The sequence below is a fragment of the Sinisalibacter aestuarii genome, assembly GCF_027923545.1.
Lineage (GTDB): Bacteria > Pseudomonadota > Alphaproteobacteria > Rhodobacterales > Rhodobacteraceae > Sinisalibacter > Sinisalibacter aestuarii.
Genome location: NZ_BROH01000001.1, coordinates 132,473 through 156,275, shown reverse-complemented (window position 1 = coordinate 156,275; position 23,803 = coordinate 132,473). Strand labels below are relative to the sequence as shown.

26 protein-coding genes are annotated in these 23,803 nt (G+C 66.2%); 15 read left to right on the top strand and 11 right to left on the bottom strand.

Going from position 1 to position 23,803, the window contains the following annotated elements:
- Entirely contained in the window at positions 1-3,402 is a 3,402-nt protein-coding gene (locus QMG28_RS00820; protein ID WP_281840257.1) for an efflux RND transporter permease subunit, read from the top strand.
- Here the strand turns inward: QMG28_RS00820 and QMG28_RS00815 are convergent.
- On the bottom strand, positions 3,399-4,208 hold the full coding sequence (locus QMG28_RS00815) for a protein-disulfide reductase DsbD domain-containing protein (protein ID WP_281840256.1): 810 nt from the start codon (positions 4,206-4,208) through the stop codon (positions 3,399-3,401). The two genes, QMG28_RS00820 and QMG28_RS00815, sit on opposite strands and share 4 nt — an antisense overlap.
- Positions 4,209-4,329: 121 nt before the next feature.
- Between QMG28_RS00815 and QMG28_RS00810 the strand changes: the two genes are divergently transcribed.
- On the top strand, positions 4,330-4,905 hold the full coding sequence (locus tag QMG28_RS00810) for a YqgE/AlgH family protein (protein ID WP_281840255.1): 576 nt from the start codon (positions 4,330-4,332) through the stop codon (positions 4,903-4,905).
- Positions 4,906-4,915: 10 nt separating this feature from the next.
- Here the strand turns inward: QMG28_RS00810 and QMG28_RS00805 are convergent, their stop codons facing one another.
- Complete coding sequence (locus QMG28_RS00805) at positions 4,916-5,356, bottom strand: MarR family winged helix-turn-helix transcriptional regulator (protein WP_281840254.1); 441 nt, start codon at positions 5,354-5,356, stop codon at positions 4,916-4,918.
- A gap of 118 nt (positions 5,357-5,474) precedes the next feature.
- Here QMG28_RS00805 and QMG28_RS00800 point away from each other — a divergent pair, with 118 nt between their 5' ends.
- The gene (locus QMG28_RS00800; RefSeq protein ID WP_281840253.1) at positions 5,475-6,656 is read left to right on the top strand and encodes an MFS transporter; all 1,182 of its coding nucleotides are present in this window, start codon (positions 5,475-5,477) and stop codon (positions 6,654-6,656) included.
- 66 nt (positions 6,657-6,722) lie between these two features.
- On the opposite strand, the gene QMG28_RS00795 is transcribed toward QMG28_RS00800, so the two are convergent.
- Positions 6,723-8,012 (bottom strand): DEAD/DEAH box helicase, encoded by a 1,290-nt coding sequence (locus tag QMG28_RS00795; protein WP_281840252.1) that lies wholly within the window; start codon positions 8,010-8,012, stop codon positions 6,723-6,725.
- 364 nt (positions 8,013-8,376) lie between these two features.
- Here QMG28_RS00795 and QMG28_RS00790 point away from each other — a divergent pair, with 364 nt between their 5' ends.
- The 7 genes from QMG28_RS00790 to QMG28_RS00760 all read left to right on the top strand — a co-directional run bounded on the left by QMG28_RS00790 (position 8,377) and on the right by QMG28_RS00760 (position 12,924).
- Entirely contained in the window at positions 8,377-9,399 is a 1,023-nt protein-coding gene (locus QMG28_RS00790; RefSeq protein WP_281840251.1) for an aspartate-semialdehyde dehydrogenase, read from the top strand.
- Positions 9,400-9,611: 212 nt separating this feature from the next.
- Positions 9,612-11,243 (top strand): DUF4139 domain-containing protein, encoded by a 1,632-nt coding sequence (locus QMG28_RS00785; protein WP_281840250.1) that lies wholly within the window; start codon positions 9,612-9,614, stop codon positions 11,241-11,243.
- A 283-nt stretch (positions 11,244-11,526) separates the two neighbouring features.
- Positions 11,527-11,712 carry a hypothetical protein gene (locus QMG28_RS00780; RefSeq protein ID WP_281840249.1) on the top strand — a complete coding sequence of 62 codons (186 nt, stop codon included), beginning with the start codon at positions 11,527-11,529 and terminating at the stop codon, positions 11,710-11,712.
- Between the two features lie 45 nt (positions 11,713-11,757).
- Positions 11,758-11,976 carry a hypothetical protein gene (locus QMG28_RS00775; RefSeq protein WP_281840248.1) on the top strand — a complete coding sequence of 73 codons (219 nt, stop codon included), beginning with the start codon at positions 11,758-11,760 and terminating at the stop codon, positions 11,974-11,976.
- 191 nt (positions 11,977-12,167) lie between these two features.
- Positions 12,168-12,344, top strand: a complete 177-nt coding sequence (locus QMG28_RS00770; RefSeq protein ID WP_281840247.1) for a hypothetical protein — start codon at positions 12,168-12,170, stop codon at positions 12,342-12,344.
- An 80-nt stretch (positions 12,345-12,424) separates the two neighbouring features.
- Entirely contained in the window at positions 12,425-12,619 is a 195-nt protein-coding gene (locus tag QMG28_RS00765) for a hypothetical protein (protein WP_281840246.1), read from the top strand.
- 59 nt (positions 12,620-12,678) lie between these two features.
- The gene (locus QMG28_RS00760; protein WP_281840245.1) at positions 12,679-12,924 is read left to right on the top strand and encodes a hypothetical protein; all 246 of its coding nucleotides are present in this window, start codon (positions 12,679-12,681) and stop codon (positions 12,922-12,924) included.
- 63 nt (positions 12,925-12,987) lie between these two features.
- Here the strand turns inward: QMG28_RS00760 and QMG28_RS00755 are convergent, their stop codons facing one another.
- The 3 genes from QMG28_RS00755 to QMG28_RS00745 all read right to left on the bottom strand — a co-directional run bounded on the left by QMG28_RS00755 (position 12,988) and on the right by QMG28_RS00745 (position 15,320).
- Positions 12,988-13,932 carry a phosphatidate cytidylyltransferase gene (locus tag QMG28_RS00755; RefSeq protein ID WP_281840244.1) on the bottom strand — a complete coding sequence of 315 codons (945 nt, stop codon included), beginning with the start codon at positions 13,930-13,932 and terminating at the stop codon, positions 12,988-12,990.
- Positions 13,919-14,575: a lysophospholipid acyltransferase family protein gene (locus QMG28_RS00750; protein ID WP_434784405.1), complete on the bottom strand. Its 657-nt coding sequence runs from the start codon at positions 14,573-14,575 to the stop codon at positions 13,919-13,921. The genes QMG28_RS00755 and QMG28_RS00750 overlap by 14 nt, the downstream gene beginning before the upstream one ends.
- A gap of 94 nt (positions 14,576-14,669) precedes the next feature.
- The gene (locus QMG28_RS00745; protein WP_281840243.1) at positions 14,670-15,320 is read right to left on the bottom strand and encodes a carbonic anhydrase; all 651 of its coding nucleotides are present in this window, start codon (positions 15,318-15,320) and stop codon (positions 14,670-14,672) included.
- 142 nt (positions 15,321-15,462) lie between these two features.
- Between QMG28_RS00745 and QMG28_RS00740 the strand changes: the two genes are divergently transcribed.
- The 3 genes from QMG28_RS00740 (at position 15,463) to QMG28_RS00730 (ending at position 18,161) form a co-directional block, all read left to right on the top strand.
- On the top strand, positions 15,463-15,846 hold the full coding sequence (locus QMG28_RS00740; protein ID WP_281840242.1) for a hypothetical protein: 384 nt from the start codon (positions 15,463-15,465) through the stop codon (positions 15,844-15,846).
- 69 nt (positions 15,847-15,915) lie between these two features.
- Entirely contained in the window at positions 15,916-17,301 is a 1,386-nt protein-coding gene (locus QMG28_RS00735; protein ID WP_281840241.1) for a leucyl aminopeptidase family protein, read from the top strand.
- Complete coding sequence (locus QMG28_RS00730; protein WP_281840240.1) at positions 17,298-18,161, top strand: C40 family peptidase; 864 nt, start codon at positions 17,298-17,300, stop codon at positions 18,159-18,161. The genes QMG28_RS00735 and QMG28_RS00730 overlap by 4 nt, the downstream gene beginning before the upstream one ends.
- Positions 18,162-18,194: 33 nt before the next feature.
- On the opposite strand, the gene QMG28_RS00725 is transcribed toward QMG28_RS00730, so the two are convergent.
- The 5 genes from QMG28_RS00725 to QMG28_RS00705 form a co-directional block, all read right to left on the bottom strand.
- Positions 18,195-18,692 carry an RNA pyrophosphohydrolase gene (locus QMG28_RS00725; protein ID WP_281840239.1) on the bottom strand — a complete coding sequence of 166 codons (498 nt, stop codon included), beginning with the start codon at positions 18,690-18,692 and terminating at the stop codon, positions 18,195-18,197.
- A 55-nt stretch (positions 18,693-18,747) separates the two neighbouring features.
- Positions 18,748-18,936 (bottom strand): Trm112 family protein, encoded by a 189-nt coding sequence (locus tag QMG28_RS00720; protein ID WP_281840238.1) that lies wholly within the window; start codon positions 18,934-18,936, stop codon positions 18,748-18,750.
- A complete protein-coding gene (locus tag QMG28_RS00715; protein WP_281840237.1) occupies positions 18,933-19,577 on the bottom strand; it encodes an LON peptidase substrate-binding domain-containing protein in 645 nt (214 codons plus the stop codon). Before QMG28_RS00715 ends, QMG28_RS00720 begins: the two co-directional genes overlap by 4 nt.
- Before the next feature lies 1 nt (position 19,578).
- The gene (gene trxA, locus QMG28_RS00710) at positions 19,579-20,490 is read right to left on the bottom strand and encodes a thioredoxin (RefSeq protein WP_281840236.1); all 912 of its coding nucleotides are present in this window, start codon (positions 20,488-20,490) and stop codon (positions 19,579-19,581) included.
- 263 nt (positions 20,491-20,753) lie between these two features.
- Positions 20,754-21,755 carry an asparaginase gene (locus tag QMG28_RS00705; protein ID WP_281840235.1) on the bottom strand — a complete coding sequence of 334 codons (1,002 nt, stop codon included), beginning with the start codon at positions 21,753-21,755 and terminating at the stop codon, positions 20,754-20,756.
- A gap of 179 nt (positions 21,756-21,934) precedes the next feature.
- On the opposite strand from QMG28_RS00705, the gene QMG28_RS00700 reads away from it, so the two are divergent.
- Complete coding sequence (locus tag QMG28_RS00700) at positions 21,935-22,450, top strand: invasion associated locus B family protein (protein WP_281840234.1); 516 nt, start codon at positions 21,935-21,937, stop codon at positions 22,448-22,450.
- Between the two features lie 105 nt (positions 22,451-22,555).
- Positions 22,556-23,785: a dual-specificity RNA methyltransferase RlmN gene (rlmN, locus tag QMG28_RS00695; protein WP_281840233.1), complete on the top strand. Its 1,230-nt coding sequence runs from the start codon at positions 22,556-22,558 to the stop codon at positions 23,783-23,785.
- Positions 23,786-23,803 lie beyond the last annotated feature (18 nt).

Sequence of the window (23,803 nt, the reverse complement as noted above, 5' to 3'; positions counted from 1 at the left end):
ATGGCCGCCTCACCCGGTTCCGCCGCGCGCGGTATCCTGAGCTACTTCACCCGCCACGCCACCGCCGCCAATCTGCTGCTCGTTGTGCTGATCGCCGTTGGCGTCACGCTGGCGCCGCGGATGCGGGCGCAGTTTTTCCCCGATGTGATCATCGACAATATCACCGTCAACGTCCGCTGGAGCGGCGCCGGGGCCGAAGATGTGGACACCGCCATCGTTCAGGTGATGGAACCGGCGCTGCTGGCCGTCGAAGGCGTCAGCTCGTCGAGCTCGCGCGCCTCGGAAGGACGAGCGCGCATCCGGCTCGAATTCGAACCGGGATGGGACATGTCGCGCGCCGCCGCCGATGTAGAGGAAGCCGTGGCCGGGGTGGGCACGCTGCCGAGCGACGCGGACGATCCCGATATCAGCCGCGCCAACTGGCGCGACCCGGTGACCGATGTGGTCATCACCGGGCCGGTCGGGCTCGACCAGATCGCCCGGTTCGGCGACGAGATGATCGCGCGGCTGTTTGCCGAGGGCGTCACCCGCACCAGCATCAGCGGCGTCGTCGCGCCGCGCACGGTGGTCGAGGCGACTTCGGCGCAGCTCATGCTGAACGATGTGACGATGACCGAGATCGCCAATGCGATTGGCGCGGAAGCCGCCGCCGACCCGGCAGGCAACGTCGCCTCCGGCGCGGCGCGGGTGCGCACCGGCGTGGCCAAGCGCAGCCCGGAAGAGATCGAGGCGATCGTTCTGCGCTCCAATCCCGATGGATCGAAAGTCACCATCGGCGATGTGGCGCGCGTCTATGTCGAGGGGATCGACCGCAACGTCGCCTATTTCGTCGGCAGCGATTCCGCCATCACGATCAATGTCAGCCGTTCCGCTCAGGGCGATGCCATCGGCATCCAGCGCACCGTCGAGGATGTGGCCGATGACATGATGCTCACCCTGCCCGAAGGGGTGAAGATCGACCTTATCCGCACCCGGGCAGAGGTGATCACCGGGCGGCTTCAGATCCTGCTGGAAAACGGCCTGATGGGGCTTGGCCTTGTGGTCGTGCTGCTGTTTCTGTTCCTCAATAGCCGCACTGCCTTCTGGGTCGCGGCGGGCATTCCGGTGTCGATGCTCACCGCCGTCACGATCATGTATCTGATGGGCCTGTCCTTCAACATGATCTCGATCTTTGCGCTGATCATCACCCTCGGGATCGTGGTGGACGATGCCATCGTCGTTGGCGAACACGCCGACTTCCGTTCGAAACACCGGGGCGAGGGGCCTGTCACCGCCTCCGAGACGGCGGCACGGCGGATGTTCGCGCCGGTCTTCTCGGCCACGCTCACGACGATCATCGCCTTCTTCGGCCTCACCGCCATCGGCGGGCGCTTCGGCGATATGATCGAGGATATCCCGATCACGGTGATCGCGGTGCTGCTTGCCTCGCTGATGGAATGCTTCCTGATCCTGCCCAACCATATGGCCCACGCGCTCACCCATTCGAAGGAGCACCATTGGTATGACTGGCCGTCGCGGCAGGTGAACCGGGGCCTGCGCTTCGTGCGCGAGAAACTGTTCCGCCCGATGATCCGGCTGGTGATCCGCGCCCGCTACCCTGTGCTGGCGGGCGTGCTGCTGCTGTTGTCGAGCCAGGTCGCGCTGCTGGTCACGGGCGATGTGCGCTTTCGCTTCTTCGATGCCCCCGAGCGCACCGATGTGACCGCGAACTTCGCGATGGCGCCCGGTTCGACGCGGGCCGACACGCTGGCCCAGCTCGCGCTGGTGCAGGAGGCGGTGGAAGCCTATGGCAAAGAGGTTGAGGCAGAGACCGGCAATAACCCGATCCTCTACGTGCTCGGCCAGATCGGTGGCAATGCCGGCCGGGGCCTCGCCGCGGCGGAAGACAAGGATTCCGACCAGCTCGGCGCCGTCACCATCGAACTGATCGACGCCGATCTGCGCCCCTTCACATCATTCACCTTCGTTGGCGAAGTGCAGCGCCGCGTGCCCAGCCACCCGATGCTCGAAGAGCTGAGCTTCCGCGGTGGCCGTTTCGGCCCCGGCGGCGACGCGCTCGACGTGGAGCTGACCGGCGCCGATGCCGGGGTGCTGAAAGCCGCCGCCGAGGAGTTGAAAACGGCCGTTGCCCGCTTCCCAGAAGTGTCGGCGGTGGAAGACAGCCTTGCCTATGACAAGGCCGAACTGGTGCTGGAGCTTACACCGCAGGGCAAGGCGCTGGGCTTCACCATCGACGCGCTCGGCAGCGAGTTGCGCAAGCGGCTGAGCGGGATCGAGGCGGCCACCTATCCCGACGGCATGCGTTCGGCCTCGATCCTCGTGCGCCTGCCCGACGAAGAGCTGACCGCCGATTTCCTCAACAGCACAATGATGCGCGCCGCCGCAGGCAGCTATGTGCCGCTGTCCGATATCGTGACCGCGACCCGCAAATCCGGCTTCTCGACGGTGAACCGCGAGAACGGGCTGCGCGTGGTTTCGGTCACCGGCGATATCGACCAGACCGACGCCGCCCGGGGCGAAGAGATCACCCGGCTGATCCAGGACGAAATCCTGCCGCAACTGGCCGAGGATTACGGCATCAGCTACCGGATCTCCGGCCTCTCGGAGCAGCAGAACCAGTTTCTCGAAGATGCGCAGTTCGGCCTGATGTTGACGCTGGTCGGCATCTTCCTCACGCTCGCCTGGATCTTTTCGAGCTGGACCCGCCCGCTGGTGGTGATGGCGATCATTCCCTTCGGCCTGATCGGTGCGATCTGGGGCCACCAGCTCTGGGGCGTGCCGATGAGCATGTTCTCCATCGTCGGCCTGATCGGGATGGTGGGGATCATCATCAACGATTCGATCGTGCTGGTCTCAACCATCGACGAATACGCCGCCGACAGGGATATCCGCACCGCTATCGTCGACGCTGTGGCCGACCGGCTGCGCCCGGTCTTCCTGACCACGGCGACCACGGTGCTCGGCCTTGCGCCGCTGCTTTACGAAACGTCGAGCCAGGCGCAATTCCTCAAGCCCACGGTGGTGACGCTGGTCTATGGTCTTGGCTTTGGCTTCGTGCTGGTGCTGCTGGTGGTGCCCGCCCTCGTCGCGGCGCAGGCCGATCTTGGCCGGCAGTTGCGCGCGGTGCGCCGGATGTTCCGGCTGCGCCATCGCGGCGCGCGCGGCGCGGCGCTGGCCACCGGCCTGACCAGCGGCGCCCTTGCCGTGCTCTTCGTCTTCACGCTGGGCTGGGCGCTTGTCTCCGGCGGCTTGCCGGGCGGGCTGTTCGGCGAGGGTGCGGCGATGCTGAAGGCGACGGCTTCGTTCATCGCCGGTGCGGCGCTGATCACGCTCGGGGCCTGGGCGGTGGCGGCACTCGCCCATTGGCGGCATATGCGGCAGGGCGGGCAGGCCGGAGCTTAGCGCAGCGGCGCGCAGCCCCGGATATCGACGGCCCGGCCCTGCGACAGCACGGTAAAGCGCAGCGCCTGCGTATCGAGATCGAAGGGCCGCGTATCCGGCGGCACCAGATCGGCGGTGGCGGTGAGCATGTTTTCGGCGCGGCGCGTAACCGCCTCCGACACCCAGATCGCAGGGTCCGGCGTTTCGACCACGGTCATCTCGCGCGGGCCGACCGGCGGCAGGTCGATCTTCGCGGTCACCCGCAACCCGTCGGCAATCGGCTCGACGCTGCACCGCGCCGAGACGAGCCCGGCTTCGGCTTCGGTATCGGGGCGGCGGTCGAGCGCGAAGGCGATGCGCATATCGGGTTCGCCCTGATCGCGCGGCAGCGTCGCCGACACGTCGGTCTGGAACGGCATGCAGATGTCCTGGCAGATGCCCATCGTCAGCGCCCCGTCCAGCACCACATCCGCCGCCGGATCGGCGGGCACCACCTCGACCGGCAGCACCAGCTCGTGGTGATAGCCGAGCGTGGTCATCCCGTTGGTGGTGAACACATCGGGCACCGGCCAGTGCAGGCGCAGATCGGCGAGGTTTTCAGACCCCGACCAGTCAAACTGAGGCGGCAACCCGGCCTCGCCCGGCGCGCGCCAATAGGTCTTCCAGCCATCGTCCAGCGTGATCCGCAGGGCGGCCATATGGGTGCCGCCGCCGCTGCGCCAGCCGGGCAGGAGCTCGACCTTGGCGGGCGTGGCGGGCGCGTCGCCGGCGATCAGGGGCGCGGCGGCGAGGAGGGCGGCAGAGAGTGTGGCGGCAAATCGAAACATGCCCCCGATATAGGCGTGCCGGGCGCGAGGGGAAGTCACTTTCGCGAGAATGCGCCGAGAGGGCGCCGGCGCGGCAGGATGCCACTTGTATTGCCGGCGGTTCCGACCACATCTTTGCATCATGGGCCAGACCGATATCTCGCAAGACCTGACCGGCAAACTCCTCGTCGCGATGCCCGGCATGGGCGACCCGCGTTTCGAACACGCGGTGGTGATGCTCTGCGCCCATTCGGGCGAGGGCGCGATGGGGCTCATCGTCAACAAGCAGGTGCCGGAGCTGATGCTGGACGACCTGCTCGAACAGCTCGAAATCGACAGGGGCGATGGTAGCCATGGCCGCGCCGTCCATTTCGGCGGGCCGGTCGAAGGCGGGCGGGGCTTCGTGCTGCATTCGGCGGATTATCCGGGCCGCGATGCGACGATGCGGATCGGCGACAGCTTCGGCATGACCGCGACAAAGGATATCCTCGTCGAGATCGCGCAAGGCAGCGGCCCGCGCGAGGCGCTGACCGCGCTCGGCTATGCGGGCTGGGGGCCGGGGCAACTGGAAAGCGAGCTCAGGCAGAATGCCTGGCTCACCGTCGAGGCCGATGCGGCGATCGTGTTTGATACCGACAATTCCGCAAAATGGTCGCGGGCGTTGAAATCGCTGGGGATCGACCCGAGAATGCTCTCGGCCGAGGGCGGGCGGGCCTGACCGGGCCGCGCTACTCGTCGCGGTCGCCCACCTTCTCCGTCAACGCCGCCACCTGTGCACGGAATTCCACCGCATGCTCGCCGAGCAATTCGTCGAGTTCCTGCTGGTAGGCCGCCGCGATCGGGGCGAGAACCTCGATCATCTCTTCGCCTTTCGGCGTGAGCGACAGCTCGACGAGCCGCCGGTCTTTCTCGTTCACCACCTTGGTAATGTAGCCCGCCGCCTCCAGCCGCGACGCGGCGCGCGAGACCTTGGGCTTGTCCAGCCCCACCCGTTCATGGATTTCGCGCACCGAAACGGCGGCGTCCTGGCTCAGATGCGCCACCACCCGCCACTCGGCGACGGATATGCCGTAGCGCTCACGGTAATGGCGCGAAAACGCTGCGCTCACCCGCCGCGACAGCTCGGAAATCTGGTAGGGCAGAAAACTGCTCAGGTTGAAATCTGTCACGGCTATCCCTCTCCGCCTTGGCCCGATAAGAGCGCAGCCGCCGGACCTGTGCAAGACCCGGGCTTGCAGTCACGCCGCCGCCCGTGTCATCTGGCCTGACCGGGAGAGGGAGGACGTGATGCGCGCCGGGATCGTGACGCTGGTGCTTGGCTACGTGCTGAGCCAATTCTACCGCGCCTTCCTGCCGGTGATGACCCCTGTCCTCACCACCGATCTCGGGGCGACGCCTGAGATGCTGAGCCGTGCTTCGGGCCTGTGGTTTCTCACCTTCGCCGCGATGCAGATTCCGGTGGGCTGGGCGCTCGACCGGATCGGGCCGCGGCTGACCTCGGCGGCCCTGCTCGCATTCGGTGGCGGCGGCGGCGCCATTGTTTTCGCGCTGGCGACAGAACCCTGGCACATTCAGGCCGCGATGGTGCTGCTCGGCGCCGGTTGCGCCCCGGTGCTGATGGGCAGCTATTTCATCATTGCCAAGAGCTTTTCGCCCGCCGTGTTCGGCACGCTGGCCGGCGCGGTGATCGGGATCGGATCGTTTGGCAACATCGCGGGCAGCCTGCCGATGGCCTGGGCGGTGGAGAGCTTCGGCTGGCGCGAAACGCTCTGGGCGCTCGCTGCGATCACCTTTGCCGTTGCGCTGCTGATCCTCATCGTGGTGCGCGATCCGGCCCGGCCGGAGGATCACGGCAGCCAGTCCGGCTCGGTGCTCACCTTGCTGAAGATGCCGGCGCTCTGGGCGATCTTTCCGCTGATGATGGTGAACTACGCTCCGGCGGCCGGGCTGCGCGGGCTCTGGGCGGGGCCGTATCTGTCGGAGGTATTCGGGCTTGATGCCGGCGGTATCGGCGCGGTGACCCTTGCAATGGGCATTGCCATGATCGTCGGCAATTTCGCCTATGGCCCGCTCGACCGGGTGTTCGGCACCCGCAAATGGGTGATTTTCTGGGGCAACCTCGCCGCCGCGGCCGCGTTGTTCGGGCTGTGGGCCTTTCCGGCCCACGGGCTCTGGACCGCGACACTTCTGATGGCGGCGGCGGGCCTGTTCGGCGCGTCCTTCCCGCTGGTCATGGCCCATGCCCGCGCTTTCTACCCGCCGCATCTGACCGGGCGGGGTGTGACGCTGCTGAACCTGTTCGGGATCGGCGGCGTGGGCCTGTTCCAGTTTGCCTCCGGCTGGGTCTATGAGGGCGGACAGGTGGCGGGCGACCCGGTGGCCGGGTTCCGCACGCTGTTTTTGTTCTTCGCGGTGCCGGCACTCCTGGGCACGCTGCTTTACCTCTTTACCCGCGACCGGATGGATTGATGCGGCGGGACCGGGGGTTTCACACCCCCGGACCCCCGTGGGATATTTCGGGCAAGATGAAAAGGCTCAGGCCGCTTTGCGGCGGCGCGGGCGGCGGCGCTTCTGGCCCTGTCCCTGACCCTGCGGCTTGGATTGCGCATTGGTGGGCTTCGGGCCACGGCGGCGGTTGCCCCCAGCGCCAGCGCCACCGCCCCGGCCCTGCCGCTTCGGCGGATCGACTTCGGCGGGGCGTTCGCCGCCCAGAACCGGGATTTCAATCTTCATCAGCTTCTCGATCTGGCGCAGCAGCCCGATATCCTCGCCGGTGACGAGAGCGATGGCATCACCATCCGCGCCCGCGCGTGCCGTCCGGCCGATGCGGTGCACGTAGTTCTCGGCCACTTCCGGCAGATCGAAATTGTAGACGTGGCTGACGCCCGGAATGTCAATCCCGCGCGCGGCCACATCGGTGGCGACGAGGATCGGCGTGCCGCCGTCACGGAAGCTCGCCAGCGCCCGCTCACGCTGACCCTGGCTCTTGTTGCCGTGGATTGAAACCGCATCGAAGCCCTCGGCGACGAGGTGCTTCTTGAGCCGCTCGGCGCCATGCTTGGTGCGTGCGAAGACGAGCGCGAGGCCATCGGGCGCATCGGCAAGATACCTCTTGAGCAGCGAGACCTTGTCGTCCTTGCTCTGCGCCCAGTGCACGCCCTGGGTGATCTTGTCGGCGGCCTTGCCCGGCGGCGAGACCTGCACCCGCACCGGGTTATGCAGATAGGCGCCGGCGATCTCTTCCATGTCTTTCGGCATGGTGGCCGAGAACAGCATGGTCTGGCGCGGATGGCCGAGCTTCGGCGCGATCCGGCGCAGGGCGTGGATGAAGCCCATATCGAGCATGTGGTCGGCCTCGTCGAGCACGAGGAAGGTGGCGGCGTCGAGCCGCACATCGCCCCGATCCATCAGGTCGATCAGCCGGCCCGGCGTGGCGACGAGAATGTCGGTGCCCTTGGCGAGCGCATTGGCCTGGCGGTTGATCGAGACGCCGCCCACCACGGTGACCACCTTCATATGCGTGCCCTTGACGTAGAGCGCGAGGTTGTCGGCGATCTGGTTGACCAGTTCGCGGGTGGGGGCGAGCACGAGCGCGCGTGCCGTCTTCGGCACCCGTTTGTCGTGGCGATGCATGAGCTGGTGGATCAGCGGCAGGCCGAAGGCGGCGGTTTTGCCGGTGCCGGTCTGGGCCAGGCCCATCACGTCACGCCCCTCCAGCACCGGCGGGATCGCCTTGAGCTGGATCGGGGTGGGTGCGTCATAGCCGGCGGCCTTGACCGCATCGAGCAGTTTCGGGGAGAGCCCGAGGGATTGAAACGTTGTCATATATGTCTTTCCGCGGCGCATTGGCCGCATGCAAGGGGGCCGGGGCGCGCGGATGCGCCCTGGCGTCGAGTTGGATCGGGCCCAGCCTCGCCGCAGAGCGCTTGCCCTGCCGCCGTCCGGCCCGGTGACCCCCCGCGTGATTTGGGAACCTGTCTGGACGCCCATCGCGTCCGTGCTCATCGCGCCGTGCCGCACTCTTATTGCTTGTTCAAAGCGGCGGGCGGCTCACGCGGCCGCCGGAGCGATGCGCTCTCATCACAGCATGTGGCGCTTAAGTCAACGTGAATCAACGCCCCTTTCACCGCTACGGCGATTGAGGTATCAGCGCCCCTGGTCTGACCAGACTCATATAAAGGAGACCCCAATGGGCTACAGAGTCGTTGTCGTCGGCGCCACGGGCAACGTGGGCCGCGAAATGCTGAACATCCTGGCCGAGCGCCAGTTCCCCGTCGACGAGATCGCCGCGCTGGCGAGCCGCCGCTCGCTGGGCACCGAAGTCAGCTTTGGCGACAAGACGATCAAGACCCAGGACCTCGCCACTTTCGATTTCACCGGCTGGGACATGGCGCTGTTCGCCGTGGGCTCGGCGGCGACGAAGGATTATGCGCCGAAGGCCGCCGCCGCCGGTTGCACCGTGATCGACAATTCGTCGCTCTACCGCTACGACCCCGACATTCCGCTGATCGTGCCGGAGGTGAACCCGCAGGCGATCCACGGCTATGCGAAGAAGAACATCATCGCCAATCCCAACTGCTCGACCGCGCAGATGGTGGTGGCGCTGAAGCCGTTGCATGACCGCGCGAAGATCAAGCGGGTGGTGGTGAGCACCTACCAGTCGGTTTCCGGTGCCGGCAAGGAAGGCATGGACGAGCTGTGGGAGCAGACCAAGGGCATGTATGTGCCGGGTCAGGAGAAAGATCCCGCCAAGTTCACCAAGCAGATCGCCTTCAACGTGATTCCGCATATCGACGTGTTCATGGAAGATGGCTCGACCAAGGAAGAATGGAAGATGGTCGCCGAAACCAAGAAGATCGTCGACCCGGCGATCAGGATCACGGCCACCTGTGTGCGGGTGCCGGTCTTTGTCGGCCATTCGGAAGCGGTGAATATCGAGTTCGAAGATTTCCTCGATGAAGACGAAGCGCGCGATATCCTGCGTGAAGCGCCGGGCATCCTCGTCGTCGACAAGCGCGAAGACGGCGGCTACGTGACCCCGGTGGAATGCGTGGGCGATTACGCCACCTTCATCAGCCGCATCCGGCAAGACCCGACCATCGAGAACGGGCTCAACCTGTGGTGCGTCTCCGATAACCTGCGCAAAGGCGCGGCGCTGAACGCGGTGCAGATTGCCGAGCTGCTGGGCCGCGAAGTGCTGAAAAAGGGCTGACGCCGCCCGATCGGATCAAACGGGCCGCCGGGGGCAACTCCGGCGGCTTTTTCTTTTGTCGTGTGCGTACCCTGCGCCGATCCCTGCCCACCCGGCGCCCGCCGCGCGCCCGGCAGAAACCAAGCCGCCTTCCGCCGATGGGCAAACCGGCGCTTTTCGCCCCTGTGCCCGCGCGTTAGCGTGGCATCAGGTTCTGACAGAAAGGTTCTGCCATGCGCGTTCTTGCCACCTCGTTTCTTGCCCTTGCCGCCGCCTGTCCGGCGCTGGCCGACGATGTCTATACCCAGGCGCCCGTTGCCGCCGTGACGGTCTATCCCGCCGGGGCCGAAATGGTGCACCGCGCCACGGTGGAGCTGCCGGCGGGCACGCACCGGGTGTTTCTGCCCTATGCCGGGCTGGACGGGTTGGGTTCGCTGCCGCGTATCCGCACCAGCGACGGCGTGAGCATCGGCACGCTTGGCTTTCAGCGCGACATGGCGATTGACCGCGAAGCCTTGTTTACCGAGGCGCAGGCTGCCGCTTTTGGCCGGATTGATTACCTTACCGCCGACATCGCCGCCAAGGATGACGAGATCGCCACAACCGGCGCCGAGGCAGCCGCTCTGAAGGCGCGGCTGGCCTTTCTCGGTCAGGTCGCGCCCGGCGAGGCGGCGAGCGGCGAAGACATCGTGGCGCTGGCCGACATGCTCCAGCGCGAGACACAGGCCGCGCAAACCGCTCTGGTGACGGCAACCGCCGCCCTGCGCCCGCTGCAAGAAGAGCGTGACGAGTTGGCCGCCGCGCTCGCCGCCGCTCAGGCCGAATTCGACCGCCTGTCGCCGCCGGGCGACACCGCCGATCTGCTCAGCGTCGAGGTGGTCGTTGCCGAGGCGGGGCCGGTGACGCTGGAACTGACCGAGCTTTCGCAGAGCGCCTGGTGGGAGATGGATTACGACCTCGACCTTGACCGTGACGCGGGCGCCCTCGACATCGCCCGCAAGGTCATCGTGGTGCAGGAAACCGGCCAGACATGGGATGGCGTCGCGCTTACCCTCTCGACCGCGCGCCCCGGCGAAGAGGTGATGCCCTCGCCGGTCTCGCCCGATCAGGCGCGTATTCATGAGCCCATCACCCTCAGCCGCACCATGGCGCAGGCGGAATCCGACATGGTGGCGGGGGCCGCGCCGATGCCGGAGCCGATGCTGGCCGATGCCGCGATGAAAACCGCCGCGCTTGAGGTGGATGGGCTTGCGCTCTCCTACGTCTATCCCGAGGCGGTCACCATCGCGGCGGGTGAGGCGGCGGAGCTGGCGCTCGATGCGCTCACGCTCGACGCCACCCCGGCGGTCCATGCCAGCCCGCGCTATGACGAAACCGCCTTCACCGTGGCCAGCTTCACCAACACCGCGGGCGAGCCGATCCTGCCCGGCTGGGCCAATATCCTGCGCGACGGGCATCTGGTGGGCCGCCAGATGATCGAGCTGATCCCGGCGGGCGCCGAAACCGAGCTGGGCTTTGGCCCGATCGAGGGTATCCGCCTCGACACGATCTTCGAGCGCAACGCCGAGGGCGATACCGGGCTGATCGCCAGGTCCAACACCCGCGATCAGGCGATTACCTTCACCGTCGAGAACCTGACCGGCGAGGCGCAGCAGGTGCGGGCGATCTTCCCGCTGACCTATTCCGAGCAGGAAGACCTGAAAGTGAAGGTCACCGCCTCGCCGTCGCCGAGCGAGACCGACCTTGAGCGCCAGCGTGGCGTTTCGGCCTGGGATCTAACCATCGCGCCGGGCGAGACGGCGGAGGTTTCGATCATGGTCGAGCTGTCCTGGCCCGAGGGGCAGGATCTGGCCTGGTATCCGTAAGCGGCGGGGAATCGCCCGACTCGCGCGCCGCGCCTGATTGGGGCGGCGCGCCCGTTCATGATCCGGCAATCTCGGTAAATTCCGCGCGTTTCGGCTAAATCTTGCCGCATTTCGGTGCCGTCGACGCCGGAATCACGCGGGAATATCATCTTGCCGGACGCAAATTCCGGTGCGCGGCAAAGCCGCCCGCCCCACGGGGCGCCCGCCGGAAACCGGCAGCACTCATCCAGACTAAACGCCAGGTTGTGGTTTGCGCGACGCGCTGACCCTTGGGGAGAGAACCATGCAAACGAATGTGATCGCCTTCACCGCGCGGCCCGCCCGACCGCGTCGCAGCCGGGCGCCGTACCGGGGGCAAAACAACGTCATCCCGCTGGCTGACTGGCTGGGCCGGGCGATGCCGCACCGCACGCCGACGGGCGTTTTCTTCACCACGCGGGTGCTTGTCGCGCCGGGCGAGATCGCCTGAATTCTTCAAGCAAACCGCAGCATACTTAATAAAACGGAGACCGATATGACCATGACCCTCGCCGACAAAGCCCGCGAAGGCCGCCGCGCCGCGCTGGCGGCTCTGAACGCCCGCACCGCTGATGACCGCAGTGTGGTTTCCATCTTCGATCGCGTCGCGCACCGGCGCCAGACCGTGCCGCAATTCCACTCGATCCGCAGCCGCGTGCACCGTGGCAAGGCGATCGCGCAGAACCGCGCCACGCGCGGCCCGATGGCGGCCTGATCCGCAGCGCGGCTGCCCTGCGAGCGCCACATACGGGGCACCGATGCGGTCATTTCAGGCAGACCGTGCGGCCTCATGGTGTCGAAAAGATGAAAAACCACGTTTCTGCCGCATTTCGGCAGAAATACCGCCCGAATCTGGTTCGAAATTAGACCACATCGGAACGGAAATCTGACCACAGGAGAAAGACCATGGCTGCCACCATGACCCTCCAACAAAGCGCCAAGATCCTGCCTTTCAGGAAGCCTTGCGCCAGCGTGAACCGGACGGATCGCATGAAGCGTCTGCCCACCATCACCAGCGCGGAGATCGAATCCATCTTCGACCACGCGCACTTTGCAGCAGAGCGTATCCGTCAGGCGGCTTAATACCACGCCCGGCACGTTCGCGCAGTAGCAAATACAGAAACAATCCCGGCCCAAAGCCGAAACGATCTGGGGAATACACAATGAACAACGTCATCGCCTTCGACCGCACCCGCCGCGCCGCTCTCTGCGCCGTCACCGGCCGCGAAACCACCGCGGGCACCCGCAACAACGTCGTCTCGATCAGCGAATGGAAGAGCCGGCCCCGTGCGCGCCGCACCGCGTCTGGCGTGTTCTTTTCCACCGGCGTCCTGCTCACCTACGGCAACGTCGCCTGATCGCCTTTCCCCCCAACACGCCGCCAGAACGCGGCTCTACATTCCAGGAGAATCCTGACATGGCCACCGTCAGCTATATTGAAAAAGCCCGCCAACGCCGCCTGAACGCCCTCGCCTCGCTCGGCACTGCCGACCGCTCGCATCATCGCAGCCGGTTCACCTCGATCTTCGACAACGCCTTCGATGCAAACGATGGCGAGACCCCGCTGATCGCCCGCAACAACGTTGTCGCCTTCCGCTCGACCCGCCACGCGCTGGTTGCGGCGAATGACAACGACACCGCCGCCGAAAGCGCTGCGGCCTGACCAGATGCGCGGCGCAGGCCCACCCGGGGCCTGCCCGCCGCAATCGGGGCCTGTCCCGCAAGGTCAGGTCCAGAAATACCGCACCAGGTGGAAAAACAGAGGTGCGGAAAAGACCACCGAATCCAGCCGGTCGATAAATCCGCCCTGGCCGGGGATCAGGTGGCTCCAGTCCACCACGCCCTTGTCTCGCTTGATTGCCGCCATCACCATGCCGCCGGCATAGCCAAGCACCGCCACGACGATCGCCATGATCGCCGCCTGCCAGGGCGCGAATGGCGTCACCCAGCTCAGAGCCGTGCCGATGATGGCCCCCGCGCCCAGTGCCCCCAGAAAGCCCTCCCATGTGCGCGAATGCGGCAGTGACGGCGCAATCCGTGTGCGCCCCATCAGGCGCGGCACGATGTAATGGGCGATGTCGGCGGCCTGTACGACGATCACCAGCCAGGCGATCAGCAGGATCTGCTTGCCCTCGTAGCCGTCGATCTCAAGCAGCAGCAGGGCCGGGGCATGCGACGCGGCGAAGATCGTCAGCATCAGCGCCCACTGCGTTTCCGCCACCCGGCTGAGAAAGCCCGACGTATCGCCCCGGATCACCGCGAGCACCGGCAGGAACAGGAAAGTATAGACCGGGATGAAAATGGTGAAGAGCCCCACCGACCCGATATAGACCAGCAGATATTGCAGCGGCAGGGCGATGAAGAAGGAAAACATCATCGCCCAGTGATCGGCCCGCCGCTTGCGGGTGAGCGTCAGAAATTCGCGCAGGGCCGAGAACGAGACGAGCAGGAACAGCACGACGATGCCCAGCCGCCCGAAGAAGGCGGCGAAGGAGAGCAGCACGACCATCGCCCACCAGGCGTTGATCCGGGCGAACAGCGTCTCGACGATGATGTTCTGCCCGCCCGCGGCGGCGGGCCACCAGCGGCGCAGGGCAGAGGCCAGCAAGGTCGCCCCGAGCAGGGCGAGGATGAGGCCGGTGAAGAGCTGGGCAAATTCAACGTGCGCCATGATCGTCTCCCCGGCCCGACAAGGCGGCCAGCGCCCGCCCGGCCCGCGACAGGAAGATATCGCGGTCTTCGCCGGGCGCGATATGCAGGGGCGATCCGAAGGTCACGGTGCAGATCAGCGGCACCGGCACCACCTCGCCTTTGGGCAGCACCGAGTTCATGTTGTCGATCCATGTCGGCACGAGATCGACATCGGGCCGTGCCCTGGCGAGGTGATAGAGCCCGCTCTTGAACGGCAGCACCGGGTCTTCGGTCAGGTTGCGCCCACCCTCGGGAAACAGGATGAGGCTGGAGCCCTCGTCGAGCGCGGCGACCATCAGCGCCACCGGGTCTTCGCTGGCATCGCGGGTTTCACGGTCACGGTTGATGAGCACGGCGTTCAGCACGTCACGCCCGAAGAAGGCGCGCGGCCGGCTTTTGAGCCAGTAATCCGACGCCGCCACCGGCCGGGTCTGGCTGCGCAGGAAGGCGGGCAGCGCCGTCCAGATCACCGGGAAATCCGCGTTCGAGGTGTGATTGGCGAAATAAACGCGCTTGCGGGGGATCGGCTCGATCCCGGCCCAGATCGTGCGCGGCGCGGTGAGCATCCGCACGAACAGCACAAGCCCGTGCCCCGCGATGGCGGCGATTGTCTTCTTCAGCACGGGTTTCTCCTCCCTCGCGCCGGTGCATCATGGGCGAGCGGCGCGGCGCAGGAAACTCCCGCCGCAAACCCCGGCGGAAGAAAAGCCCGGCGCCTCAGACCGGCTTGAACCTGTCGTCTGCGCTGTCATACCAGAGCAGATCGCCCTCGCCGATATCGTGCCAGAGCCCGTGCAGGGTGATCTCTTCCGCCTCGACGGCGGATTTCACGAAGGGAAAGGTCATCAGGTTGTCGAGCGAGACCTTCACCGCCTCTTTCTCCAGCGCGTCGATGCAGTCCGGCCCGGAACGATCGGCCTTGATCCGTTCATAGCCGGGCTTCAGCAGGTCCATCCAGCGACCGACGAAGCTTGTCTCTTCGCTCAGCTCGGGCGCAAGCCCCATCGTCATGTCGTAGAAGCCGCGCACACCGCCGCAGGCCGAATGGCCCATCACGATCACATGCGCCACCTTGAGCGCGGTGACGGCATATTCGACCGCCGCCGAGGTGCCGTGCTTCTGCCCGTCGGGCTCGTAGGGCGGCACGAGGTTGGCGATGTTGCGGTGGATGAAAAACTCGCCCTGATCGGCGCCGAAGATCGAGGTGACATGCACCCGGCTGTCGCAGCAGGAGATGATCATCGCGCGCGGATGCTGGCCTTCGCTCGCCAGCCGTCGATACCAGGCCTTGTTGTCGGCATATCCGGTGGCCTTCCAGCCCTGATAGCGGCTTACGAGGTAGTTCGGCAGCTGTCGCGCGGTGGTCATGGTCGGCCTCCCTGGCTGTCGCGATGTTTCCCGGGTTTTACGGCGGATTTTGAAGGAATTCGAGGGATTTCTGCGGCGGCGAGAAACCTTTTCTTGAGGCCGCGCTGCGATGCTTTGCGGGCTTTGGGAAAGGAGGGGTGGCATGGTGAATGCCGTTTTGAGGCTACATTTTGACGAGCCTGTGCGGCTCGACCGGGGCCAGCTTGAGGTGCTCTACCGCAACCTTGGCCCGACCGGCGCCGACAGGGTTGTCGCTCATGCGCTGGAGGATCTGGCGACCGCGCTCACCCAGGCCTCGGCGCAATATGGGGCGGGTGAGATCGAGGCGCTGCGCGGCACGGTGAAATCCGTGATCGCCCTGGCGCAGCAGGTGGGGATGACGGTGCTCGCCCGGGTTGGGCGCGACGTGCTGGCGCTGTCGCACAGCTATGACGCCGCCGCTTTCGGCGCCACGATGGCCCGCCTTGGCCGGATCGGGGAGGGCTCGCTGGTGGCGGTGTGGGATTTGCAGGATCTGAGCGGCTGAGCGCTCCCCCTTGCGGGCAGCCACGGGCCGGGTAGTCTGACCTGCGATACCATTGCCCGGAGCGCGCCCATGTCTCTCACCTTCGCCCCGCCGCAGGACCAGTCCCTGCCGCTGCATCTCGTTGACAAGGCGGGCCTTGCCGCGCTCGTCGAACGGCTCGATCCGGCCCAGCGTGCCTGGGTATTGGCCAGCGGTTTCGAGGCGGAGCTTGGCGCCGTTCTGATGGTGCCCGGGCATGACGGCGGCCATACGCTCGCGCTGGCGGGCCAGGGCACCGAAGCGGCGCGCGCGCGCACGCGGTTCGGGCTGGCCAGGGCGCGTGCCGGTTTGCCGGGCAAGGTCTTTCACCTTGTAACCGATCTTGCCGGCGAGGCGCTGAACGAAGCCGCGCTCGGCTGGCTGCTCGCGGGCTACCATTTTGGCCGCTACAAGAACAAACCCGCGCCGGAAGCGCAGCTTGTCGCCCCGGCAGGGGTGGATGCGACGCGGCTTGAAGCCATCGCGGCGGGCGAGGCGCTGACCCGCGATCTGATCAATACCCCGGCCTCCGATATGGGGCCCGATGAGCTGGAAGACGCGGCCCGCAAGCTGGCCGAAAGCTTCGGCGCCCATGTGGCGGTAACCACCGGCGAACAGCTTCTGACCGCCAATTTCCCGATGATCCACGCGGTTGGCCGTGCCTCCACCCGCGCGCCCCGGCTGATCGACATCGCCTGGGGCGAAAAGGGACCGCGGCTGACGCTGGTGGGCAAGGGCGTGTGCTTCGACACCGGCGGTCTGAACCTCAAGCCCGGCAACTCGATGGGGCTGATGAAGAAAGACATGGGCGGTGCCGCCACGGTGCTGGGCCTTGCCCAAATGATCATGACCCTGGGGCTGGACCTGCAGCTTCGGGTGCTGATCCCGGCGGTGGAAAACAGCGTGGCCGGCGATGCAATGCGGCCCGGCGACATTCTCACCAGCCGCAAGACGCTGACGGTCGAGATCAACAACACCGATGCCGAGGGCCGGCTGGTGCTGGCCGATGCGCTCGCCTGTGCCGACGAGGAAACGCCCGATCTGGTGATCTCGATGGCCACGCTGACCGGCGCGGCGCGCGTCGCCGTGGGGCCGGACCTTGCGCCGTTCTATGCCACCTCGCCCGAAGATGCCGCCGCGGTGAAAGCCGCCGCCGGGCGCGTGGCCGATCCGGTGTGGGAAATGCCGTTCTGGACCCCCTATGAAGCCAGGATCGAACCCGGTATCGCCGATCTCGACAACGCCCCCGCCGGCGGCATGGCCGGCTCGATTACCGCCGCGCTGTTTCTCAAGCGCTTCGTCACCGCCAGTCCGCGCTATATGCATTTCGACATCTATGGCTGGCAACCCGAGGCCGCCCCGGCCCGCCCGAAAGGCGGTGTGGGGCAGGGCGCGCGGGCGCTGCTCGACGCGCTGCCGGAAATGCTGGGCCTGTGACCGACCGGCGGCTCACCCCGGCCAACGGGCGCGTCGCCCATAGCTCGCTGCGCGGCGAGGTTGAGGCGGACCGCTTCACCGAGGGGGAATGGCGGCAGGTCGAAACCGCGGTGCTGCCGCTTCTGGCCAGCCCCGACGGGCCGCGCGACCGCGAGCTTTTGCAGGGCGAAACCTTCTGTGTGCTCGAGGAACAGGATGGCTTTGCCTTCGGCTTTTCAGGGCGTGACGGATATGTGGGCTATGTTTTCGCCGAGTTCCTGTTTCCGCTGCAGCCGCCGACGCACCGCGTGGCGGCGATCCGCAGCTACTGGCAGGAAGACCCCGATATCAAATCCTCGATGCGGATCTTTCCGATCTCCTTCGGCGCCAGGCTGCGGGTGGCGCGGATCGACGGGGCCTGGGCCCGGCTCGCGATCCAGACACCGCCCGATGCCGCCTGGTTCCGCGAGGCATGGATTCCGGCGGTGCATCTCGCGCCGGTCGAGAGCCGCGAGGCCGATCCGGTGACGGTGGCCGAAATGTTCCTCGGCACGCCCTATCTCTGGGGCGGCAATACCGCCTTTGGCATCGACTGCTCGGGTCTGGTTCAGGCCGCGCTCATGGCTTGCGGCATCGACTGCCCCGCCGACAGCGATCTGCAGATGAGCCTCGGCACCGGGATCGAGGGCGAGTTGCAGCGCGGCGATCTGATATTCTGGAAAGGCCACGTGGCGATGGTGGTGGACGATGCCCGTCTGATCCACGCCAATGCCCGCGACATGGCGGTGGTCCGGGAGGGAATTGACGATGCGATCGCGCGGATCGAAGCGCAGGGCGACGGGCCGGTGCTGGCACGCCGCCGGATCGTCTGGGGCGCATAGCCGCAGGCTCGCGCGCGCCGGCAGAACCCGGCGCTACAGCCTGTCGCCGAAGGCCGCGATCACATGGGTGTAGATATCGCGCTTGAAGGGCACGATCTTCTCGATCAGATCGGTCGGGTCGATCCACGTCCAGCGGCGGAATTCCGGATGTGCGGTTTCGATCACGATCTGGTCGTCCGCGCCGTGGAAGCGCATGAGATACCAGCGCTGCTTCTGCCCCCGATAGCGGCCCTTCCAGATCCGTGGCACCACTTCCAGCGGCAGATCGTAGGTCAGCCAATCGGCCAGCTCGGCCTCGACCGTCACCAGATCGCGGGTTACCCCGGTTTCTTCCTCCAGCTCGCGCAGGGCGGCGTCAGCCGGGTCTTCGCCCGCGTCGATCCCGCCCTGCGGCATCTGCCAGGCGGTCTCGCCGGTGCCGAGGCGGGCCGCGTCGATCCGCTGGCCGGCAAATATCAGCCCGGCCGGGTTGGCCAGCACGATGCCGACATTGGGGCGATAGGGGAGCCTGGCGATCTCGTCCGGTGTCATGGCGGTCCTGTGTTATCTAATGATGTGCCCCGCGGCGGGCGAGGGGCTGCCAGGATCAGTCGGCAAGTTTGCGGGCCTCGTCGACCAGCATGATCGGAATGCCGTCGCGGATCGGAAAGGCGAGGCCGGCGGCTTCGGAGATCAGTTCCTGCGCATCGGCATCATAGCTCAGCCGTGCCTGCGTGAGCGGGCAGACCAGCGCTTCAAGCATATGCCGGTCGACACTGGGGGTTTTGTCGTTCATTGCATTTTGTCCTCGGTGCCGCCGCTGCTTTGCGAGGCGAGTTCGAATTCCATCAGCGCCACCAATGTTTCGCGCCTTGTGGTGAGCGACGGCGCTTCCAGAAGCGCCTGCTTGTCCTCCGTGCTGAAGGGCAGGAGGATCGCCAGCGAATTGACCAGAAGCTCGTCATCGGCTTCGTCGAGACTTTCCCAGTCCGTGCGCAGATCGGTCACGTCGAAATAGCGTGCGAGCAATTTCAGAAACGGCTTACGGTTAAAGCCCGGATCGGTTTCGGACGGCCCGAGATCGCGCTCGAACCCATCCCAGTTGACCGGCGCGACGAGATAGGGCGTAAAGCCGTCCTCGGGCGTGCCGACGCGAAACCGGCTGATGCCGGTCAGCGTGATCATGTAGCGGTGATCCTCCGTTTCGGTGAAGGAGGTGACACGCCCGGCGCAGCCGATCTGGTGCAGCCGCTCGCCCGCATCGTCGGCGGGCTGGATCATGCCGATCAGCCGCCCCGGCGTTTTCAGCACATCTTCGAGCATCGCCAGGTAACGCGGCTCGAAGATATGCAGCGGCAGGCGCGCGCGCGGCAGCATCAGCGCCCCCGGCAGCGGGAAGAGCGGCAGCCGCGCGGGAAGGTCGGCACGCACCGCCATCTCAGGCGAACATGAGCGAGGAGAGCTTGCGCCGCCCGGCCAGCGCCACCGGATCGTTCGCCGCCAGAGCATCGAAGATCGTGAAGAGCTGCGCCTTGGCCGCGCCGTCGTTCCACTCGCGATCGCGCCGGAACAGCTCGATCAGCTCGTTCACCGCGCCTTCAACGTCGCCCGCCGCATGTAGCGCCTTGGCGAGATCGAAACGCGCTTCATGATCGGCCGGATCTGCCTCGACCCTGGCGCGCAGCTCGTCGAGCGGCCCGGCCTCGGCAGCCTGCCGGGCAAGCGCGATCTGGGCATGTACGCCCTCGATCTCTGCGGAATGCGAAATCTCGGCCGGTGCGCCGTTCAGCACCGCCTCGGCATCGTCGAGATCGCCCTGGGCGATCTTCACCCGGGCAAGGCCGGCATAGGCGGCGGCCATCTTCTCGTCTTCCTCCAGGATCGCGGCAAAGGTTTGCGCGGCATCGTCCAGCGCGCCGGCCTCCAGCATTTCCTCGGCCGAGGCGACGGCGGCGGCAAGCGGGCCTTCGGTGGCGAGCGCCGCCATCTTGCCGACGAACTCGTTCACCTGGCTTTGCGGTAATGCACCCTGAAACCCGTCAACGGGCTGGCCATCGAAGAAGGCGTAGACGGTGGGGATCGACTGGATGCGCAGCTGTGCGGCGACCTGCTGATTCTCGTCCACGTTGATCTTGACCATCTTCACTTTGCCGCCGGCGGCCTGCACCGCGCTTTCCAGCGCCGGGCCGAGCGTGCGGCAGGGGCCGCACCAGGGCGCCCAGAAATCGACGATCACCGGCACCTCTTTCGAGGCTTCGACGACATCTTCCATGAACGTGGCTTCGGTGATCTCTTTCACCAGCGTGTCATCGCCAGCGGGCGCGGCGGCGGGTTGTCCCATCTCAAGCATTGTCATGCTCCTTCATGTCTCGTGTTGCCGCCAATATGGGCGCAAGCGGCGGGCAGTCCAACCCCGCCCGCACCGGACGCGACGCTTTGTGCAATGGCGTGCCGGCAGCGGGGCGCCTGATCATCACCGGAAATCCAGTTATCCGGATAAGTGGAGTCGGATATTATCATTTTATTCCAGTATGTTGCCATGAGATGGTGTCACAGAGTAACATCACGTTAACCTTAACGCGCCGATGAATATCAATACGCCCGTGGGTAAGGTCAGTCCAGCAAACCCGGCGCCGCGCGGATATGGCCGGTGGTGATCCCGCGCCGGTTCAGGATCGGTGCGTCGAGGTAGGATGCCGCCGCCTCGCCGCCGCGTTCCAGAACGCCGAGCCGTATGAGCAGCGCCGTGACCGTCGCTTCCGATGCGCGGGTGGCGCCATCGGCGATCTTGAGCGCCACCCCGAGCTTCCGCTCCGGCACGATCGCGACGTACACGGCCTCGGCTCCGGTCTTGACCACGACCGCGCCGTTCATCGCCCGCATCAGCCGGGTGCAGGCCCGGCCCTCGCCGGCCACCAGTTCGGGGTGCTTCGCCATGGCGGCTCGCAGCCGGGCGGCGGCGCGCTCGCGCGGGCTGTCGCCGTCTTCGCGGGCGGCGGCGAAATAGGCCATCGCCCGCGCCAGCCCCTTAAGCGATCCGGCGAAGTTGGGGGCCGAGCAGCCATCGGGCGACCAGCCCTGCACAGGTTCGCCGGTCACGTCTTCCCAGGCCGCTTTCACCGCCTGCTGCACCGGATGGTCGATCCCGACATAATCCGGACCCGCGCCGAGATGCTTCGTGAGCGTCAGAAAGCCCGCATGTTTGCCGGAGCAGTTATTGTGCACCTGCCGCGGCTCGGCATCGGCGCAGAGAAGTTCCTTCATCGCCGCCGGATCGTCCGGCATTTGCGGGCCGCAGCGCAGATCGTCGTCGTCAAGGCCGAGTCCGGTCAGCCAGGCGTCGACCCGGTCGGTATGGATATGCGCGCCGTCATGCGAGGCGCAGGCCAGGGCGAGATGCTCGCTCGTCAGCCCGGCGGCTTCCGCCGCACCGCTTTCGACCAGCGGCAGCGCCTGGATCATCTTCGCCGACGAGCGCGGATAGATCACCGCGTCCGGATCGCCCCAGGCTCGCAGGATTTCGCCCGACGGCGCACAGATCACCGCATGGCCCAGATGTAGCGACTCCACCCTGTCTCCCCGCCAGATTTCGGTGAGTGGCACCGGGTTACTCATTCGTGAACCTCCATCCCCCTTGGAACGCGCGGTTTTCCGCCAACGGGGCTTTTATAATCCCAACATCTTCGGCTAATGTGACCCCGCAGAGTGAACCGAGGTCCGCGCCACCGAGAAGACCGCTTCCGGCGCCGTGGCGCAAGGACCAAGAGGCAGGAACGGCTGGAGGCTGGGAAGATATGAATTCGAAACTCGCACGGGGTCTCGGGATCGCGGCATTTGTGGTTGCCGCGAGCGGGGCCGTTGCGCAGGAAAGCACCAACCGTGTGGCGGCAAACACCGATTGGAGCGTGTTTGTCGAGAACGACCCGAAAGAATGCTGGAGCGTTTCCAAACCGAAGGAAACGGTCAACACCAGGGATGGGAGCGTCGTTTCGGTGAGCCGGGGCGATATCCTGCTGTTCGTGAGCTACCGGCCCGGTGGCAACGGCGAGGTGAGCTTTACCGGCGGTTACCCCTTCGCCGGCGATTCGACCGTGGCGCTCACCATCGGCGGAACCACCTATCAGCTCTTCACCGATGGCGAATGGGCCTGGGCCCGCCCCGAGGACGACGCCAAGATCATTGCCTCGATGAAAGCCGGGGCCGATGCCGTGGCGGTGGCCATGTCGAGCCGGGGCACCCGCACCGAAGACAAGTTTTCGCTGCTCGGGTTCACCGCTGCCGTCGATGACGCCGCGACGCGCTGCAAGTAAGTAGAGCACAGAAATTTCATCGCCCCGGGCCGCGTGTCCGGGGCGTTTTCTTTTGAAACATCCGCGTAATCGCCTATATGGGCGCCAGAACGCGAGGATTGCCAGATGACCAGCCCCACCGCTCCCGTCACGCAGGACGTGCTCACCATCCCCCGCAAGGATGCGGGTGATGGCTCCGGCAAGGTGAATCTGGTGGGCCTCACCCGCGACCAGCTGCGTGAGGCGCTGATCGCCGCTGGCACGCCGGAGAAGCAGGCGAAGATGCGCGTGGGGCAGATCTGGCAATGGATCTATCAGAAGGGCGTGCGCGACTTCGAGGCGATGACCAATCTCGCCAAGGATTACCGCGCGAAGCTTGCCGAGCATTTCGAGATCGCGGTGCCCGAGATCGTGACCAGGCAGGTGAGCGAGGACGGCACCCGCAAATACCTTGTGCGGATTGCCGGCGGGCATGAGGTGGAGGTGGTCTATATCCCCGAGGAAGACCGCGGCACGCTCTGCGTCTCAAGCCAGGTGGGCTGCACGCTGACCTGTTCGTTCTGCCATACCGGCACCCAGAAGCTGGTGCGCAACCTTACGGCGGGCGAGATCGTTGGCCAGATCATGGTGGCGCGCGACGATCTGGGCGAATGGCCGCAGCCGGGCCGGCACCCGAAGGACGAAACCCGCCTGCTCTCCAATATCGTGCTGATGGGCATGGGCGAGCCGCTTTACAATTTCGAGGCCGTGCGCGACGCGATGAAGATCGCGATGGATGGCGAGGGGATCAGCCTCAGCCGCCGGCGGATCACGCTGTCCACCTCCGGGGTGGTGCCCGAGATCGCCCGTGCGGGCGAGGAGATCGGCTGTATGCTGGCGATCAGCTTCCACGCCACCACCGACGAGACCCGCGACAAGCTGGTGCCGATCAACAAGAAGTGGAACATCGAGGCGCTGCTGGAGGCGCTGAAAGCCTATCCGAAACTCTCCAATTCGGAGCGGATCACCTTCGAATACGTCATGCTCGACGGCGTGAACGACAGCGACGAAGACGCCCGCCGCCTTGTCCGGCTGATCGCGGGCATCCCGGCCAAGATCAACCTCATTCCGTTCAACGAATGGCCCGGTGCGCCCTACAGGCGCTCGACCGACGAGCGGATCAAGACCTTTGCCAATATCATCTACAAGGCGGGCTATGCCTCGCCCGTGCGCACGCCGCGCGGGGAAGATATCATGGCCGCCTGCGGCCAGCTCAAATCGGCCACCGAGCGCGCGCGCAAGTCGAAGCGCGAGATCGAGGCCGAGGCGGGGATGGGCGTGGTGTCCATCGGGTCATGTGAGACATCGGCTGGCTGACCCCGGCAATCTTCTTGG

Excerpts from the sequence above, each read along its gene's own strand:
- QMG28_RS00705 (WP_281840235.1), bottom strand. The coding sequence starts at position 21,755 with ATGAGTAACCCGGTGCCACTCACCGAAATCTGGCGGGGAGACAGGGTG.
- QMG28_RS00735 (WP_281840241.1), top strand. The coding sequence starts at position 15,916 with ATGTCTCTCACCTTCGCCCCGCCGCAGGACCAGTCCCTGCCGCTGCAT.
- QMG28_RS00820 (WP_281840257.1), top strand. The coding sequence starts at position 1 with ATGGCCGCCTCACCCGGTTCCGCCGCGCGCGGTATCCTGAGCTACTTC.
- QMG28_RS00800 (WP_281840253.1), top strand. The coding sequence starts at position 5,475 with ATGCGCGCCGGGATCGTGACGCTGGTGCTTGGCTACGTGCTGAGCCAA.
- rlmN (WP_281840233.1), top strand. The coding sequence starts at position 22,556 with ATGACCAGCCCCACCGCTCCCGTCACGCAGGACGTGCTCACCATCCCC.
- QMG28_RS00775 (WP_281840248.1), top strand. The coding sequence starts at position 11,758 with ATGACCATGACCCTCGCCGACAAAGCCCGCGAAGGCCGCCGCGCCGCG.
- QMG28_RS00745 (WP_281840243.1), bottom strand. The coding sequence starts at position 15,320 with ATGACCACCGCGCGACAGCTGCCGAACTACCTCGTAAGCCGCTATCAG.
- QMG28_RS00765 (WP_281840246.1), top strand. The coding sequence starts at position 12,425 with ATGAACAACGTCATCGCCTTCGACCGCACCCGCCGCGCCGCTCTCTGC.
- QMG28_RS00700 (WP_281840234.1), top strand. The coding sequence starts at position 21,935 with ATGAATTCGAAACTCGCACGGGGTCTCGGGATCGCGGCATTTGTGGTT.
- QMG28_RS00725 (WP_281840239.1), bottom strand. The coding sequence starts at position 18,692 with ATGACACCGGACGAGATCGCCAGGCTCCCCTATCGCCCCAATGTCGGC.
- trxA (WP_281840236.1), bottom strand. The coding sequence starts at position 20,490 with ATGCTTGAGATGGGACAACCCGCCGCCGCGCCCGCTGGCGATGACACG.
- QMG28_RS00770 (WP_281840247.1), top strand. The coding sequence starts at position 12,168 with ATGGCTGCCACCATGACCCTCCAACAAAGCGCCAAGATCCTGCCTTTC.
- QMG28_RS00790 (WP_281840251.1), top strand. The coding sequence starts at position 8,377 with ATGGGCTACAGAGTCGTTGTCGTCGGCGCCACGGGCAACGTGGGCCGC.
- QMG28_RS00795 (WP_281840252.1), bottom strand. The coding sequence starts at position 8,012 with ATGACAACGTTTCAATCCCTCGGGCTCTCCCCGAAACTGCTCGATGCG.
- QMG28_RS00720 (WP_281840238.1), bottom strand. The coding sequence starts at position 18,936 with ATGAACGACAAAACCCCCAGTGTCGACCGGCATATGCTTGAAGCGCTG.
- QMG28_RS00715 (WP_281840237.1), bottom strand. The coding sequence starts at position 19,577 with ATGGCGGTGCGTGCCGACCTTCCCGCGCGGCTGCCGCTCTTCCCGCTG.
- QMG28_RS00760 (WP_281840245.1), top strand. The coding sequence starts at position 12,679 with ATGGCCACCGTCAGCTATATTGAAAAAGCCCGCCAACGCCGCCTGAAC.
- QMG28_RS00785 (WP_281840250.1), top strand. The coding sequence starts at position 9,612 with ATGCGCGTTCTTGCCACCTCGTTTCTTGCCCTTGCCGCCGCCTGTCCG.
- QMG28_RS00755 (WP_281840244.1), bottom strand. The coding sequence starts at position 13,932 with ATGGCGCACGTTGAATTTGCCCAGCTCTTCACCGGCCTCATCCTCGCC.
- QMG28_RS00780 (WP_281840249.1), top strand. The coding sequence starts at position 11,527 with ATGCAAACGAATGTGATCGCCTTCACCGCGCGGCCCGCCCGACCGCGT.
- QMG28_RS00740 (WP_281840242.1), top strand. The coding sequence starts at position 15,463 with ATGGTGAATGCCGTTTTGAGGCTACATTTTGACGAGCCTGTGCGGCTC.
- QMG28_RS00815 (WP_281840256.1), bottom strand. The coding sequence starts at position 4,208 with ATGTTTCGATTTGCCGCCACACTCTCTGCCGCCCTCCTCGCCGCCGCG.
- QMG28_RS00810 (WP_281840255.1), top strand. The coding sequence starts at position 4,330 with ATGGGCCAGACCGATATCTCGCAAGACCTGACCGGCAAACTCCTCGTC.